At 46.2% G+C, this 15,458-nt stretch carries 11 protein-coding genes and 2 pseudogenes; 12 read left to right on the top strand and 1 reads right to left on the bottom strand.

The genetic code is table 11. From position 1 onward, the window contains the following. The first annotated feature begins 18 nt into the window (after positions 1 to 18). The 3 genes from ACY2VW_RS02050 (at position 19) to ACY2VW_RS02040 (ending at position 2,568) form a co-directional block, all read left to right on the top strand. Positions 19 to 1,626 carry a glycoside hydrolase family 43 protein gene (locus ACY2VW_RS02050; protein WP_461872915.1) on the top strand — a complete coding sequence of 536 codons (1,608 nt, stop codon included), beginning with the start codon at positions 19 to 21 and terminating at the stop codon, positions 1,624 to 1,626. 129 nt (positions 1,627 to 1,755) lie between these two features. Then, positions 1,756 to 2,376, top strand: coding sequence for a hypothetical protein (locus ACY2VW_RS02045; RefSeq protein ID WP_461872914.1), 621 nt, complete (start codon positions 1,756 to 1,758; stop codon positions 2,374 to 2,376). A 12-nt stretch (positions 2,377 to 2,388) separates the two neighbouring features. Further along, positions 2,389 to 2,568 (top strand): hypothetical protein, encoded by a 180-nt coding sequence (locus ACY2VW_RS02040; RefSeq protein WP_461872913.1) that lies wholly within the window; start codon positions 2,389 to 2,391, stop codon positions 2,566 to 2,568. A 70-nt stretch (positions 2,569 to 2,638) separates the two neighbouring features. On the opposite strand, the gene ACY2VW_RS02035 is transcribed toward ACY2VW_RS02040, so the two are convergent. Then, positions 2,639 to 3,520, bottom strand: a complete 882-nt coding sequence (locus ACY2VW_RS02035) for a MerR family transcriptional regulator (RefSeq protein ID WP_461872912.1) — start codon at positions 3,518 to 3,520, stop codon at positions 2,639 to 2,641. Positions 3,521 to 3,640: 120 nt separating this feature from the next. On the opposite strand from ACY2VW_RS02035, the gene ACY2VW_RS02030 reads away from it, so the two are divergent. From ACY2VW_RS02030 to ACY2VW_RS01990, 9 genes and pseudogenes are all read left to right on the top strand, one after another. Then, positions 3,641 to 4,816: a pyridoxal phosphate-dependent aminotransferase gene (locus tag ACY2VW_RS02030; RefSeq protein ID WP_461872911.1), complete on the top strand. Its 1,176-nt coding sequence runs from the start codon at positions 3,641 to 3,643 to the stop codon at positions 4,814 to 4,816. A 1-nt stretch (position 4,817) separates the two neighbouring features. Continuing rightward, entirely contained in the window at positions 4,818 to 5,894 is a 1,077-nt protein-coding gene (locus tag ACY2VW_RS02025; protein ID WP_461876809.1) for an iron-containing alcohol dehydrogenase family protein, read from the top strand. A gap of 87 nt (positions 5,895 to 5,981) precedes the next feature. Beyond that, positions 5,982 to 7,328, top strand: a complete 1,347-nt coding sequence (locus ACY2VW_RS02020; protein WP_461876808.1) for a YjiH family protein — start codon at positions 5,982 to 5,984, stop codon at positions 7,326 to 7,328. A gap of 186 nt (positions 7,329 to 7,514) precedes the next feature. Further along, positions 7,515 to 8,582 (top strand): helix-turn-helix domain-containing protein, encoded by a 1,068-nt coding sequence (locus ACY2VW_RS02015; protein WP_461876807.1) that lies wholly within the window; start codon positions 7,515 to 7,517, stop codon positions 8,580 to 8,582. A 180-nt stretch (positions 8,583 to 8,762) separates the two neighbouring features. Continuing rightward, positions 8,763 to 9,917: pseudogene (locus ACY2VW_RS02010) on the top strand (FprA family A-type flavoprotein); the annotation flags it as partial. Between the two features lie 928 nt (positions 9,918 to 10,845). Continuing rightward, positions 10,846 to 11,976 (top strand): annotated as a pseudogene (locus ACY2VW_RS02005) (AAA family ATPase); the annotation flags it as partial. A gap of 42 nt (positions 11,977 to 12,018) precedes the next feature. Then, the gene (locus ACY2VW_RS02000) at positions 12,019 to 12,288 is read left to right on the top strand and encodes an FmdB family zinc ribbon protein (protein WP_022462435.1); all 270 of its coding nucleotides are present in this window, start codon (positions 12,019 to 12,021) and stop codon (positions 12,286 to 12,288) included. Between the two features lie 639 nt (positions 12,289 to 12,927). Continuing rightward, positions 12,928 to 14,301, top strand: coding sequence for an MATE family efflux transporter (locus ACY2VW_RS01995; protein WP_461876806.1), 1,374 nt, complete (start codon positions 12,928 to 12,930; stop codon positions 14,299 to 14,301). Positions 14,302 to 14,389: 88 nt separating this feature from the next. Further along, complete coding sequence (locus ACY2VW_RS01990) at positions 14,390 to 15,424, top strand: 2-hydroxyacid dehydrogenase (protein WP_461876805.1); 1,035 nt, start codon at positions 14,390 to 14,392, stop codon at positions 15,422 to 15,424. The last annotated feature ends 34 nt before the right edge of the window (positions 15,425 to 15,458 follow it).

Genomic DNA, 15,458 nt, shown 5'->3' with positions numbered 1-15,458 from the left:
TATATGAGGAGAGAGCATATGAAGATAGCAGGAAAAAATCCAATTACAGAACTGGATTATCCGGATCCAGATGTCATCCGGGTAGATGATACGTATTACATGGTAAGCACTACAATGCACTTTATGCCGGGGTGTGAGATTCTGCGGTCGTATGACCTCATTCACTGGGAACATCTGAGCTATGTGTATGAAAGACTGGACAGCACAGAGGAACAGAGGCTTGTTGGTGAGAAAAACTGCTATGGAAAAGGCATGTGGGCCGCATCGCTCCGATACCATAAAGGGATGTATTATATTTGCTTTGTGGCGAATGATACCGGAAAAACATACCTTTATACTGCTGATGATATCGAAGGACCATGGGAAAAACGCATCATAGAAGGCTTTTATCATGACTGCTCACTTTTGTTTGAGGATGATCATGTTTATATTGTTTCCGGCAATAGAAATATTCGTCTGCAGGAATTGAAAAAAGATCTGGGCGGTCCAAAGGAAGGCGGACTGGATCGGATTCTGGTCAGTGATAGTCGGAATCCGGGGCTTGGTTTTGAAGGAAGTCATTTTTATAAAATCAATGGAATGTATTATTTATTCCTGATTCATTCCCTTCCGGACAGGTGGATGCGGACGCAGGCATGCTATGTATCAGACAGCCTGACGGGAGAATTTAGAGGCGGAGATGTGTTGTGTGATACCATGGGGTATTGCGGCCAGGGCGTTGCGCAGGGAGGAATTGTGGATACGCCGGATCATAAATGGTACGCCGTACTTTTCCAGGACAGAGGTGCTGTCGGCAGAATCCCGGTTCTTGTGCCAGTAAAATGGGAGAAAAATGTCAGAGTTACCTATATGCCGGCGCCGGGCGAACAAAAAGAGCAGATCATAAAAGAAAATTATCCGGTATTGGGTGATTCGGGAAGGGCACTCTGTGAAGTGGAAACAAAAAGCACAAGACCGGAGGAACAGTATCATTCGCTTGTGGAGAGTGATGATTTTTCAGAATGGAATCCGGACCAGAAACGGCTGTTTGGAACGTTTGGATGGAAGAGCTGCTGGCAGTTCAATCACGAACCGGAACTTTCCTGGATTGAGAATGATGCAGAAAAAGGGTGCCTCCGAATGAGCTGTAAAAAGCAGTGCAAAAATGTCACGCAGGCAGTAAATACGATCACCCAGAGGATGAAGTTTCCGATGTGCATAACAGAAGTAACCGTTGATGCGGAAAGACTGAAGGACGGAGATTATGCAGGTATGTGTGCATTACAGGGATGTTACGGCATGGCGGCAGTTACAAAGCGTGATGGACGGATGTTTCTGGTTATGAGATCTCTCGAAGCGGAAAATGACAGCCTGGAAGGAAATCAGGGCAACAGCGAAGAAATCGAATGGGAAGCAGTGTCGGTTGAATCATCGAGAATAAGAATCCGGCTGGAAGCAGATTTCCAGAACCAGCACGATAAAGTCCGGTTTTTATATTGGAGCGATGAAAAATGGAAACAGATCGGACCATGGCATCAGCTCTATTTCAAAATGGATCATTTCACAGGATGCAGAGTTGGACTGTTTGCCTATGCAACGAAAGAAGCAGGGGGAATCGCAGAATTCGGCAGATTCCGATATTTTTAACAAAAAGTTCCCGCCCCGGCATTTATGGTACTGGAGTGGGAACTTTTTTGCAGAATTTTCAGCAAGCGTTATTGTAAAAATATCAGGTAGTTATTATAATAAAGTTAAAAGAAAAGAGGTGAAGGATTCGTGAATGATAAAGGATTAGAAAATCTGGAAATGGCGAAAAAACGCGATCATAAAATTATGATCACAGAAGAAGCAATTAAGAAAGTACCCTATATTCGATATCGTGAAATTCCAGAAGAAGAATATGAGATTATACACCGGCTGGTACAACAAGTGCTGAAGATTTCAAAAGAGGAGAATGATTCCAATGAGGTGGCGATCACATACAGCTTTGATCCTGAAAAAACTCTTGCAAATGAGGATGTGGTAGGAATTCAATTTGGAGATGAACATTCGGTGAATCCTTTGGCAGATGCATTGACGTATCACCTGATTATGTCATCAAGGGAATGCATGGTGGTGTCGATGCATAATCATCCGTCGCTATCTCTGATATCTGCAACAGATATTCGTTTTTTTCTACAATATGGAAGTATTCGATTACTGGTGGTGGTAACAAATCTTGGAAGTATTTCTTATATGGTAAAAGGTAAAAACTTTGATTATGTGAAAGGCGTAAAATTACTAAACGAGACAATTCGAAGATATAATGAGGCGTCGGAATTAAAAGGCTATCAGGATGCAACAAAATTTTTTATCAGCAACTGTTACCAGGCCGGAATTATATACGAGGACAGATAGGAGGAATGCTTTATGTTCTTTGGTCAGGCAATGTTGGGAGAAACTCCTGAATTATTTAAGGAAACGGAAGAATGGACAAAATCAGAAATGAAAAGAATTGAAAAAAATGAAAAAGCCAGAAAACAGGTTATGGAAAGCATTCGACCGTTGCTTGAAAAGAAAAAAGAAAAATTGATTTTGGGTCAGGAATAAAAGTCTAAAATAAGAAAAGCCAGAAACGCTGCATATCGTTCGTTTCTGGCTTTTTTGTATAGAAACAGTTTTACGTCCGAAACACCTGCACCGATATCTTCGTCACGTATTCTTTCGCCGACGCCGTAGCCAGTTCATCAATCACTGCTTCTTTATAGGAATACTGCCCCGTCGAAAAGTGGTTCTGGTCGATCCAGGCGAAGAGCGTTTTGTAGGTGTCTTTGGAATCATAGTAGTCCCCCATCAGATAAGCGACAGCGTAATCCCCGGCTGGTTTGATATGAAAAGGGTGATGCTCCGGCTTTTGAATTACTTTTGTAAAAAAGCAGGCATACGTATCCAGAAGATTTGCCCTGAGATCTGCGACATCGAGCATGGCGCCGTAAGGGTGGCCGGCGTTTAAATCGTGTTTGTTGCAGTATCCGACATGGCGGCAGAGGGTCTGGATGATTTTTTCGTGTTCATTTGTATGCAGCGGATCGCTGACAATCAGATACTCCTCCGGCGTTTTTTCGAGAAAAATATGACCGGCCGGACTTCCGGAGCGGAAGAAAAGTTCGTCATCGGCCAGAGACGACTGGCGGTTTTCAAGTGATTCCTGAAGCGATACGAGAGATAATTTCGTTTCCACCACTTCTTTAATTTTCCGAAGATGTTCTTCCTCTCTTCGAATCTTCTCCTGCTGTTCCAGAAGCAGCGTTTTCAAAGACTGCGGACTTCGCTGCTCCAGAAACGCCCCAATCTCCTTCAACGGCATGCCAAGCTCCTTCAGACACGTGATCGTAAAAAAAACATCAAACTGATTTTCACTGTAATACCGATACCCTTTCTCGTCCGTGCGGGCCGGTTTGAAGAGTCCGATCTCATCATAATGAATCAGCGTTCTCTTATTTGTTCCGCATAATTTCGCAAAATCCCCCGTTTTTATGCATGCATTACTAAATTTTTGCATAAATATCCAATCCTTTCTTGACTATACCGTTACGGTATACCTTATTATATAGATGTTTTAAAAAAAAGACAAGAACAGACAACCTTTTCATAGAAAAAAAGAAAGGAAGTATCACAACAGATGCCGAAATTAAGCGACCGCGTCAACACCTTTACCGACTCCGTCATCCGGCGCATGACAAGAATCAGCGATGAATACGGGGCAATTAACCTGTCCCAGGGATTTCCGGATTTCGATCCGCCGAAAGAAATGATGGATGCACTGGCAAAAGCAGCCTACGAAGGACCGCACCAGTATTCCATCACGTTCGGAGCAGAAAATTTCCGGGAGGCTCTTGCAAGAAAGCAGGGAAAGGCCATCGGAAGAACCATCAATCCGGATACCGAGATTGTTGTAACCTGCGGCGGAACAGAGGCCATGATGTGCGCCATGATGACGATCTGCAATCCGGGCGACAAAGTCATGGTATTCTCCCCGTTTTATGAAAACTACGGAGCCGATGCCATTTTATCCGGAGCCGAGCCAATCTACATCCCGCTTGTGCCTCCGACCTATACCTTTGACATTGATCTGGTGGAAAAAGGATTTCAGGCAGGTGCGAAAGCAATCATTGTCTGCAACCCGTCCAACCCGTGCGGAAAGGTCTTCACAAGAGAAGAGCTGACCCGGATCGGAGAGCTTGCCGTAAAATATGATGGCTTTGTGGTAACGGATGAAGTCTATGAGCACATGGTTTATGCTCCCAACCAGCATGTCTGCATGGCATCCCTCCCGGGAATGTACGAGCACACCATCACCTGCAATTCTCTGTCCAAGACGTATTCCATTACGGGATGGCGGCTGGGCTATCTGATCGGACCGGAAGAAGTGATCGAGGCGGCGAAAAAGGTACACGATTTCCTGACCGTCGGAGCAGCAGCACCGCTTCAGGAAGCAGCCGTTGTGGGCCTGAACTTCCCGGAGTCCTACTATGAAGATCTGCTGGCGCTTTACACAAAGAAAAGAGAGCATTTCTTAAAAGGGCTCGATGAAATCGGCCTGAAGCATAACGTGCCGCAGGGAACCTATTTTGTCATGATTGACATTCAGGAATTCCTGGATCTTCCGCAGTTCGCAGGCTTTACCGATCTGGAATTCTGTGAATGGATGATTAAAAATATCGGAGTGGCAGCCGTACCGGGTTCAAGCTTCTTCCGGGAAGAAGTAAACCATCTGATCCGTCTGCATTTTGCCCGTGAAGAGAAGACAATTGACGAGGCGCTCGCCCGCCTGAAAAAACTGAAGGAGCTGTTGTAAGATGACATATTCGGTGAATTTTGCAAACTACACGATTGGCAAGGATGCGTATCAGCAGGTAACGGAAGTGTGCAGCAGATTCGGAACGAAAGCGCTTCTGATCGGCGGAAAGCTTGCACTGAAGGCAGGAAAAGAAAAGCTGTTACAGGCGATTTCTGCCGGCGATCCAAAGATCACGATTGTGGACACCGTTTTATTCGGATCGGACTGCACCTATGAGAAAATGGAGGAACTGGCCGTATACGCAAAAAGCTGCGGAGCCGAGATGATTTTCGGAATGGGAGGCGGCAAAGCGCTGGATACAGCGAAGGGAACGGCAGAAAAAGCCGGTCTTCCGGTCTTTACCTTCCCTACCATTGCGGCAACGTGCGCGGCAACAACGGCGCTTTCCGTTGTGTACCGGGAGGATGGAAATTTTGACAGCTTCTATTTCTACGACAAACCGGCGCGCCACAGCTTTATCGACACGGAGATTATCGCCGAGGCACCGGAGCGCTATTTAAGAGCCGGAATCGGTGATACGCTGGGAAAATATTTTGAGTGCCATTTTGCGGCAAGAGGAGACAGACTCCTGCACAGCTCCGCGCTTGGCCGGGAAATCAGCAATATGTGTTATCTTCCACTTCGGGAATACGCCGAAGAGGCCTTAAAGGAATGCCGGGAAAACCAGGCAGGAGAAGCGCTCGAGCAGGCAGTTCTGGCCAATATCGTAAGTACCGGCCTGGTATCCCTTCTTGTCCTGGATGAATATAACTGTGCGATCGCACATTCGGTTTATTATGGGCTTGTGCTTCTGCCGGGATTCGAGGAAGAGAATCTTCACGGTGATGTTGTCGCGTATGGCGTTCTTGTCCAGCTGATGGTGGACGGAGAAAAAGACAAAGCCGGAGAAATGAAGGACTTTCTGCAGAAACTCGGAATCCGCACGACACTGGCCGAGATGGGAGCGCCGACCGGGCGGGAGGCACTGTCTGCCGTACTGAAAGAAACCGTAACCGGTCCGGATATGGAACACATTCCATACGAGGTGACGGAAGACATGATCTACGAGGCTATGTGCCGGGTAGAAGCATTATAGAACTGTCCGCGCAGCAGGGAAAACGCTTGCTGTTTCGACACGTAAGAAAGTAATGCGCGCTTTATCATAAACATGAGGAGAGAAGAAATGGAAAAATCACATATCACCACCGGGAATCTTTTAAAATTCCTGCTGGGCTCTGCGTTCGGTATTCTGATGTTTCTCGTACCGATTCCGCAGGGAGAATCGTTTACGACGCTACTCGATTTCCTGAAGAGCTGGATCAAAGGACTCTTCGGAGGCAGCCTGCCATACCTGATTATGGTGATCCTGATTGTATCAGCGATCATGAGTCTTTATGACTATGTTGCAAAGCCGGACTGGATCCGGAAGAACCACTACCTGTCCAGAGCATTTTCTACAACTCCGCTGTATCTGGTATCCAAAGTCATCGGAGCCATTTTCGTCGTGATGGTCGTATTTAAGATCGGACCGGAGCAGGTCATTTCCGCAGACACCGGCGCAACGATGGTGGATCTCTGCGGAACCCTGTTCAGCATTGTCATTGCATTCAGCTTTATTATGCCGTTTCTGACCGACTGCGGAATTATGGAATTCTTAGGTGTCCTTGCAAGACCGGTTGTCCGCCCGCTGTTCCATGTGCCGGGCAGAGCATCTGTGGATCTGATTGCATCCTGGTTCGGCGCATCGAATGCAGCCGTTATCCTGACACGCGAGCAGTACATGAAAGGATATTATACGAAACGGGAAGCCGGATACATCATGACAAACTTCTCACTCGTATCTATTCCGTTCTGTCTGATGGTCGCAGACACGATGGGAATTGCCAACCTGTTCCCGTCCTTTTATCTCTGCATCTGCCTGCTCGGAATCATTCTGGCAGTCATCATCGCACGGATTCCGCCGATCCGTCTGATCCCGGATACGTATCGGGAAAGTGTCGGAAAACAGATCAATGAGGACATCCCGCAGGAAAAAGGAATGCTCTCTTATGCGCTGGAAATGAGCTGCAGACGTGCGGAAAAATTCACGGCAAAAACGGTCTGCGAGGGCGGCTTTGAGGTTATGGTCGGCATGTTCTTCGACCTGATCCCGATCGTTGTTTCCTGGGGAACCATCGCGCTGATGATTGCGACCTATACCCCGTTTTTCAAATGGATTTCCTATCCGATGGGACTGTACTTAAATGCCCTCGGTGTTCCGGAAGCCTTTGCGGCAGCACCGGCAACTCTCGTCGGCTTCACCGATATGTTTATCCCGGCGCTTCTGTCGGTCGGACTTGTATCCGTAAAGACCAAATTTGTCATCGGTGTTTTATCCCTGATTCAGATTATCTATCTGACCGAGGTCGGAACGATTATCATCAAAAGTGAAATTCCGTTGAATTTCTGGAAACTTCTGGTAATCTTTTTAGAGAGAACCATCATTGCAATTCCGCTGATCGTATTGTTTGCAAATATGATCGGGCTGTAAATACAGAAAAATAACAGATCCCCGATTTGGCATTTTCGTGCTGAATCGGGGATTTTTTCGCGTAAAAACGCAGGTAAAGGATTCGTAGATTGACAAAACAGCCTATTTTCCCCTATTCTGAGACTGTAAAAACGCTCCGCTGGGCAACATGAGGCGGGCGGGAACAGCAGGAGGAAGGGACACGACGTGGAAGCGAAAGAGTTCGGGCAGTTCATTGCCGGAATACGAAAAGAGAAAAAGATGACGCAGGCAGAGCTTGCGGAACAGATTCATGTGACGGATAAAGCCGTCAGCCGGTGGGAGCGGGGACTTGGATTTCCCGATATCCAGACGCTTGAGCCGCTGGCTCAGGCACTCGGGATTTCCGTGCTGGAGCTGATGCGCTCCGAACGGCAGGGGCAGACGAAGGAAGAGGCGGCGCCGGAAATTCAGTATACTCAGAAGGAGGTGGCAGAGATGCTGCAGAACGCAGGTGACATTTCAAGGCAGCAGAAAAAACAGGACCGGAACGCAAACGTGATCGCGGGATTTCTGGTGATCGGTGTGGCAGCGGCAGCGTGGGCGGCAAAGATCGTAAACGTGGGCGGCGGCCTGATTCTAGGCGGTCTGGTGGCAGCAGCGTTTGTATCGCTGTGGTATTTTTTCCAGAATATGGATGATGAAGAAAGCCGGAAAGTCTATGGGGCAGCATCCATTCTGTCTATCGGCATTCTGGCATCCCTGGTAAATTTCGTCTGGGGTGATCAGCTGGCAGAATTCATTCCCGGCGGCCTGGAACGAAAAGAGCAGATCTTCTGGACCCTGTGGTATCTGTTTGTTCTGGTAATGATGATGATCGGAACCATTCGATGTATCCGCCGGCAGAGACAGAAAAAAGAAAAGAAATACAAAACCGTTCTTTTCACGGCAATTATGGCGTCAATCATGTTTGTAACACTGTGGCAGTATCAGAACACCATGCAGAACCGGTACAAAAACACAGGAATCTGGAGCGGAGCACAGCAGTACGCCGAGGTGCTGCTGAAAAAAGAAAAAAACCTTGAAAACGACTGGCTGATCGGCGATGAGTCCTGGCGCGAAGGAAACAAAAACACGTTCGAGATTCGCCTTACCTACTACGCTGATGCCGATGCCGCAAAAGAGGGACGCGAAAGCGAATATCAGTACAAGATTCATTTTGATGATGTTGACGGCTACGTCATCAAATCCGAAGGCATACCGGAGAAAGAGATTGTTTTCCCGGAAAATAAATGAGAAGTCACAAAATCAAGCACAGAAAGATTCTGAGAGAACATTGTATGGAAACGATGAAATAAAAATAGTAATCCTTACTATTTTCTCTTGCTTTTTCCCCCATCATAGGATAATATAAGAATATACGGTTCGGAGCAGGTTCCGGGCAGGAAAAACAAGATGGAAAGGATATGGATTTTTATGAAGATTACAGAGGATATTATCTACGCGGGAGTCAATGATCATCAGGTAGACCTGTTTGAAGGTCAGTACAGAGTGCCGAACGGCATGGCATACAATTCTTACGTAATTCTCGATGAGAAAACGGCAGTTATGGATACTGTAGATGCAAATTTTGCGGATGAATGGCTGGCAAATGTTGCGAAAGCACTGGATGGCAGAAAACCGGATTATCTGATCGTGCAGCATATGGAGCCGGATCACTCTGCGAATATTGAAAACTTCGTAAAAGCATATCCGGAAGCAACTGTTGTTGCAAACACAAAAACCTTTGCCATGATGAAAAATTTCTTCCCAAAGATGGATCTCGCCGGAAAGAAACTGGAAGTAAAGGATGGTGAGTCCCTGACGCTTGGAAAACACGTTCTGACCTTCGTGTTCGCTCCGATGGTACACTGGCCGGAGGTTATGGTTACATACGACAGTACCGACAAGGTTCTGTTTGCAGCAGACGGCTTCGGAAAATTCGGCGCACTCGACCGCGAGGAACCATGGGATGATGAGGCACGCCGTTACTTCATCGGCATTGTCGGAAAATACGGTTTACAGGTACAGAAGCTTCTGAAAGTGGCAGGTACGCTGGATATCCAGAAAATCTGTTCCCTGCACGGCCCGGTTCTGACGGAAAATCTTGGCCACTACATTGAAAAATACGATATCTGGTCTTCCTACCGCCCGGAAGAAGAAGGCGTTGTGGTTGCCTACACATCTGTTTACGGCAATACAAAAAAAGCTGCCGAATTGCTTGCAGATAAGCTGAAAGAAAAAGGATGCCCGAATGTCGTTGTTTACGATCTGGCAAGAGACGATATGTCCGCTGCCGTAGCGGATGCGTTCCGTTACAGTAAGCTGGTTCTCGCAACCCTGACCTACAACGCAGGCATTTACCCGTTCATGCAGGATTTCATCAACCGTCTGACAGAGCGCAGCTTTCAGAACCGCACCATCGGTCTGATCGAAAACGGAAGCTGGGCACCGACCGCAGCGAAAGTGATGAAAGGCATGTTTGAGAAGAGCAAAAACATCACCTGGACAGAGAATAATGTAAAAGTAATGTCCGCTGTGAAGGAAGAGAACGTAAAAGAGATCGAGGCACTGGCCGAAGAACTTTGCAAATAAGAAATCAAGAAGAGAAGAAAGAATACGAGAAAAATGCTCCGCTGGACTTTGCGAAAGGCAAAGACAGCGGAGTCTTTCGTTCTCCTCTTTTGGAAAGAAGATTCTGTGGAGTTCCGGAGGGAGCAGGATCGCCCTGCGGTGGGTCACAAAGAGTCAGAGGTTGAATTTTGCGAAAGCCTGCGGATGCTTCTTTGTAGTGAGCCTGCATCAGGTTTCTGATCTTTCGGCTTTAATGTCATAATATTCTGAAAATAATAAAATACAAAATAAATTAAAAGAAAGTATTGACAAAATATAGAAGATGAGTTAATATAAGATCAACAAAAGAAAAGAGAACAAAAACAAGAAAGAAACATCAAAACGAAAAAGAAACATCAAGACGAAATCTAAGAAAGTAAGAGGTACAGTCCAATGGCATAGTTAATCTGAACATCAAAAAAATCTCTGAAGAGTTTATATATAGAACCTAAAGGAGATGATTCCAATGAAAGGCAGAGGCCCATAGGGAAAAAATAAAAAACAAAAAATCCAGGAGGTACGGTCCAAAAGGAACATAACGAAATACCCCGAAATCAATGAAAGCAGCAGGTGTATAAAATGAAATTACTGGAAATTCATTAAAAGCCCGGTCGAGAGAAAAAAGAATCGATCGGGCTTAATTTATGTCTGAAAAAGCAAAAATTCGCGCCTCCTGGTTTCGGATGCAATATCCTGAGAAATTCACAAAGCAAAAAGATAAATTGTATTTTGAAAAGGCTTTTTTCTTTTAAGAATCAGTGTAATACTTGTACGCATGTGTTTACGAGTTGCTTTTTACAAAAACGATTCTTTTCCGGATGTCTGGTTTTGGCAAGGTAAGTATGGTAGAATAATAAAAAATGGAACTGCTGATGAAAAGACAGACTGGAAGGGAAGTGATCAGAATATGGGAAGATTTGTTAATCCGGACAACAGTGCTTTTCAGATTATTGTAAATTCAGATATTTATGTAGATAAAACAGAATTGCTGGAATATACCAACAAAGCAATGAATACGGACCGCGCCATGATCTGCAACAGCCGTCCGCGCAGATTTGGGAAATCCATTACGGCCAATATGCTGGCAGCGTATTACAGCAGAGGCTGCGACTCCGAAGCGATGTTTCAGAACTATGCAATCGGAAAAAATAAAGATTTCAAAAAGCATCTGAACCAATATGATGTGATCCATTTGGATGTGCAGTGGTGTATGATGGATGCGGGAAAACCGGAACTGACGGTAAGCTATATGAATCGACAGGTATTAAAAGAACTGCGGGAGCTCTATCCTGAGGTGGATCTGCAGGAGGCGGAAACGATTTATAGTGCATTGTCCTGTATCAATGCGGCAGTCGGGAAAAAATTTATTGTGATTATTGATGAATGGGATGTTTTAATCCGTGAAGAGGCGGAGAACCAGTTCGTACAGGAAGCGTATATTCAGTTTCTGCGCGGCATGTTCAAAGGCAGTGAACCCACCCGTTTTATTCAGCTTGCGTATTTAACGGGAATTCTCCCGATCAAAAAGCTGAAAACCCAGTCGGCGTTGAATAATTTCGATGAGTTCACGATGCTCGATGCCAAAATATTTGCACCCTATATTGGTTTTACGGAAGAGGAAGTAAAATCACTTTGCAAAACGTATGAACAGGATTTTGAAGAAGTCAAGCGGTGGTATGACGGCTATCTGTTGGGGGATTACCATGTATACAATCCAAAAGCGGTTGTCAGCGTGATGACCTGGGGAGATTTTCAGAGCTACTGGTCCAATACGGGAACTTATGAATCCATCCTGCCGTTAATTAATATGAATTTCGATGGACTTAAAACAGACATTATTACCATGATGTCCGGGGAACGAGTGAAAGTAAAAACGAAATCATATCAGAATGATATGGTGACATTTAAAAATAAAGATGATGTTTTAACTGCGTTGATTCACTTAGGGTATCTGGCGTACGATCGAAGAGAACAGATGGCGTATATTCCCAATGAGGAAATCCGCAGTGAGTTCACGGATGCGGTAGAAGAACACCAGTGTATCATTGAAAAATATCAGAAATAAAAGGAGTATGAAAAAATGTATTACGTACCAGACGGAACCAAAACATGTGGTTATTATGAATGCAAGAAATGCGGCAACCGCTTTTTGTCTCTCCAGACGATGGAAAAAATCCCATGCCCGGACTGCGAGGCGGAGGTGGATTATGAAATCGGACCTGGTGAATCGCTGGAGGATGTGCTGGATACCGCAGTGCTGCTGCAAAGAATTGAGGGCGAAGAGGAAGTGGAGAAGATGGATGCACTTTTAAGCCTTGCAATTACCGGCGGGGATTTTGACTGGATCTGATATACCGGAGTGTTTTTCAAACAGGCGCCGGACAGATGACGGATATTTGATGAACGCAAAGTCTGGCGTTCGCTCTGAATTTTCACAGAATTTTGCCGGAGTTTTTCCTCGATTTTAAAAGAAAACAAAGAAATTTCAAGGACTCATGAGAAAAATGTTCAGAAACGGCCGAAAAATTATCGGCGAAATTGTGTAAAATTGACAGAACTGACGCAAAAGACCGAAAATCATCAAAAAATTTAAGGATTGACAAAAAGTGGGAATTCCGCTAGAATGTGCCTATGTTGAAAAACAGCAGAGAAAAAGAATAGAGTAAAGATAACGCAACGGAGCGGTTCTAGGAATAGAATCACTCCGTTTGTAATTTTCTCCCTTTCTCCAAGGTTTTATTTCTCCCAAAACACTCTCAGAAAACCAGAAAATGATCTGCCTGTTTTTCAAGATAAACTCCATATAAGTAATGGATTCGCAAAGGCGCGGTACGAAGGGAAAGCTTCGTGCCGCGTTTTTCAATCCAAAGGAGAAACGTCAGGAAAGAGTTCGCAACGGGGCGATCTGGAAGGAAGACTTCCAGGTCGCTTTTTGATTTTACCAGAAACAGGGCAGAAAAAAATGCAGAACCGGAAAGGAGAAAGTCCGATGGAAAACACAAACGTTTTATTTGACCGAAAGCGTCTGGTCCGGCTGATCGTGCCATTGATTGTGGAACAGGTGCTGGCCGTTACCGTCGGTATGGCGGACATGGTGATGGTATCCGGAGCCGGTGAAACGGCTGTTTCCGGAATCTCACTTGTCAATACGATCTGTGTACTGCTGATCGTGATTTTCACATCGATGGCAAGCGGCGGTTCCGTTGTCGGAGCCCAGTTCCTCGGAAGCGGGGATAAGAAAACAGCGTGTCACGCAGCCGAACAGCTCGTGATGATCTGCGGACTGATTGCACTTGTCATCTGCGGCATTTCCTTTTTCGGAAACCGCTGGATTCTCCGGGTAGTCTACGGATCAGTGGAAGAGCAGGTTATGGCCTATGCGGTGGAATACTTCTTTATTACATCGCTTTCGTTTCCGTTCCTTGGTATCTACAATGCCGGGGCAGCGCTTTTCCGGGTTATGGGAAACTCAAACATTTCAATGGTTACCTCCATCGTGATGAACGCGCTGAATATCATCGGAAATGCCATTTTTGTTTTCGGCTTTGGCATGGGAGTTGCAGGCGTGGCACTTTCCACTCTGATCTCCAGAGCATTTGCCAGTGTTGTGATTCTTGTACTGCTGCATCAGGAAAAATACGAGATCCACTGTACGAAGTGGTTCCTGGTCGGATGGGATAAGGAGATGCTGAAAAAGATCTTTTCCATCGGTGTTCCGCAGGCGTTGGAAAACAGTATGTTCCAGATCGGAAAGCTGCTGACCCAGAGCATGATTGCCGGATTTGGAACAGCCTCTATCGCAGCTAATGCGTGTGCGATGACCGTCGAACAGCTCGCATTCATGCCGGGCTCGGCGATGGGCCTTGCGATGACAACCGTTGTTGGACAGTGCGTCGGAGCAGGAGATTATAAGCAGGCGAGAAGCTATACAAAGAAGCTGATCACAGGAGCCTACGCATTCCTTTGGATTCTGAATATCCTGCTTCTGGCAGCAGCACCACTGTTTGCCGGAGCATATAACCTTTCCGACAGTGCTTACCGGATGGCAGTCATCGTGATCCGATACCACAGTATCTGCTGTATGATGATCTGGCCGCTGGCCTTTACCCTTCCGAACACGATGCGTTCCGCAGGCGATGCCAAGTTTACGATGACGGTCAGCATCCTGTCCATGTGGTTCGTCCGAATCGCACTGGCTTATCTGATCGGTGTTTCCCTCCATGTGGGACTCCTTGGTGTCTGGATTGCACAGACCCTCGACTGGGTAGTCCGTGCAGGATTTTACATTGTCCGGTATCTCGGTCATAAATGGGAAAATAAATCCGTTGTAAGGCAACAGGAAAAGAAAGTTCTTACAGAATAAAAACCGAAGAATCAACTTGGCGGCATACCGGAAATTCATCCTTAAATCGGAACATAAAAAGACAGAAGTACAACAGGAGGCGAGGCGTATGAAAGAAAAAAACTATGAAGTAGTCGTTTTTCAGGGAGACCCGGGAACCATCGATCTGACGTACGAAGAAATGGAAGCAGAGTGGAATAAAATGCTGCAGAGTGTACCACAGATCGGAAAATTCCGTATCATCCATCAGGAGAAAAAGAGGTACACCTTCGAAGATTACAGCAGCCAGATCGGGAACGCCGACGCAGCATTTGGTATCTGGGTCCACAAAGGAGTGATCAACGAAAAGCTCTTTGAAGCGCATCCGAATCTGAAATATATCGCAACGCTGGGACATGGATTTGAAGATTTCGATGTGGAAATGACAAGGCGCCGGGGCGTGACCATAACGAATACGATTTACGGCGATGTCACCATTGCCCAGTATGCGATGGCACTGCTCATGAACATCTGTCATAACGTGACGGTACAGAGCGACTATACCAAAACAGGGTACTGGAAAGAAAAAGAAACGAATCCGCAGGCAAGCTACAACCAACTGTTCGTGCCGCAGATTGAGCTCTACCAGAAAACGATGGGAATCATCGGACTTGGCGCGATCGGCCTCTGGACGGCAAGAATGGCAAAGGGCTTTGGCATGAAGGTCATCGCAAACAGCCGTCACAAAAAGACGGGACCGCAGTATGACGGCATCGAGCAGGTCAGCATGGAAGAGATTTTCGAACGGTCGGATGTGATCTCCATTCACTGTCCGCATACGAAGGAAACAGAAAACCTGCTGAACCGCGAAGCATTTGCCAAAATGAAGGACGGTGTCATCATTATCAACACCGCGCGGGGAATCATCATCGATGAGGAGGCGCTTCTTGAGGCGCTGGAATCGAGAAAGGTTTATATGGCAGGACTCGATGTTGTTGCAAACGAGCCGCCGCAGTATCAGATTCCGCTGATGCAGTCGCCGTACACCTTTATTACTTCCCATATCGCCTGGCAGCCGAAGGCAGCAAGACTCCGTGCAGTAGATCTGGCGGTGAAAAACTTCCGGTCTTACCTGGAGGGAATGCCGACAAGTGTGATTAATTAAAAGAAGCAGCGGAACAGTACAGGCATGATGAAAG

Source organism: Fusicatenibacter sp., from assembly GCF_977045365.1.
The sequence above is the reverse complement of the archived record's forward strand: the minus strand, read 5'-3'. Positions and strand labels throughout refer to the sequence as shown.

Coding starts and splice junctions, on each gene's coding strand:
- ACY2VW_RS01995 (WP_461876806.1), top strand. CDS start 12,928: ATGGAAAACACAAACGTTTTATTTGACCGAAAGCGTCTGGTCCGGCTG.
- ACY2VW_RS02000 (WP_022462435.1), top strand. CDS start 12,019: ATGTATTACGTACCAGACGGAACCAAAACATGTGGTTATTATGAATGC.
- ACY2VW_RS02040 (WP_461872913.1), top strand. CDS start 2,389: ATGTTCTTTGGTCAGGCAATGTTGGGAGAAACTCCTGAATTATTTAAG.
- ACY2VW_RS02035 (WP_461872912.1), bottom strand. CDS start 3,520: ATGCAAAAATTTAGTAATGCATGCATAAAAACGGGGGATTTTGCGAAA.
- ACY2VW_RS02030 (WP_461872911.1), top strand. CDS start 3,641: ATGCCGAAATTAAGCGACCGCGTCAACACCTTTACCGACTCCGTCATC.
- ACY2VW_RS02050 (WP_461872915.1), top strand. CDS start 19: ATGAAGATAGCAGGAAAAAATCCAATTACAGAACTGGATTATCCGGAT.
- ACY2VW_RS02020 (WP_461876808.1), top strand. CDS start 5,982: ATGGAAAAATCACATATCACCACCGGGAATCTTTTAAAATTCCTGCTG.
- ACY2VW_RS02025 (WP_461876809.1), top strand. CDS start 4,818: ATGACATATTCGGTGAATTTTGCAAACTACACGATTGGCAAGGATGCG.
- ACY2VW_RS01990 (WP_461876805.1), top strand. CDS start 14,390: ATGAAAGAAAAAAACTATGAAGTAGTCGTTTTTCAGGGAGACCCGGGA.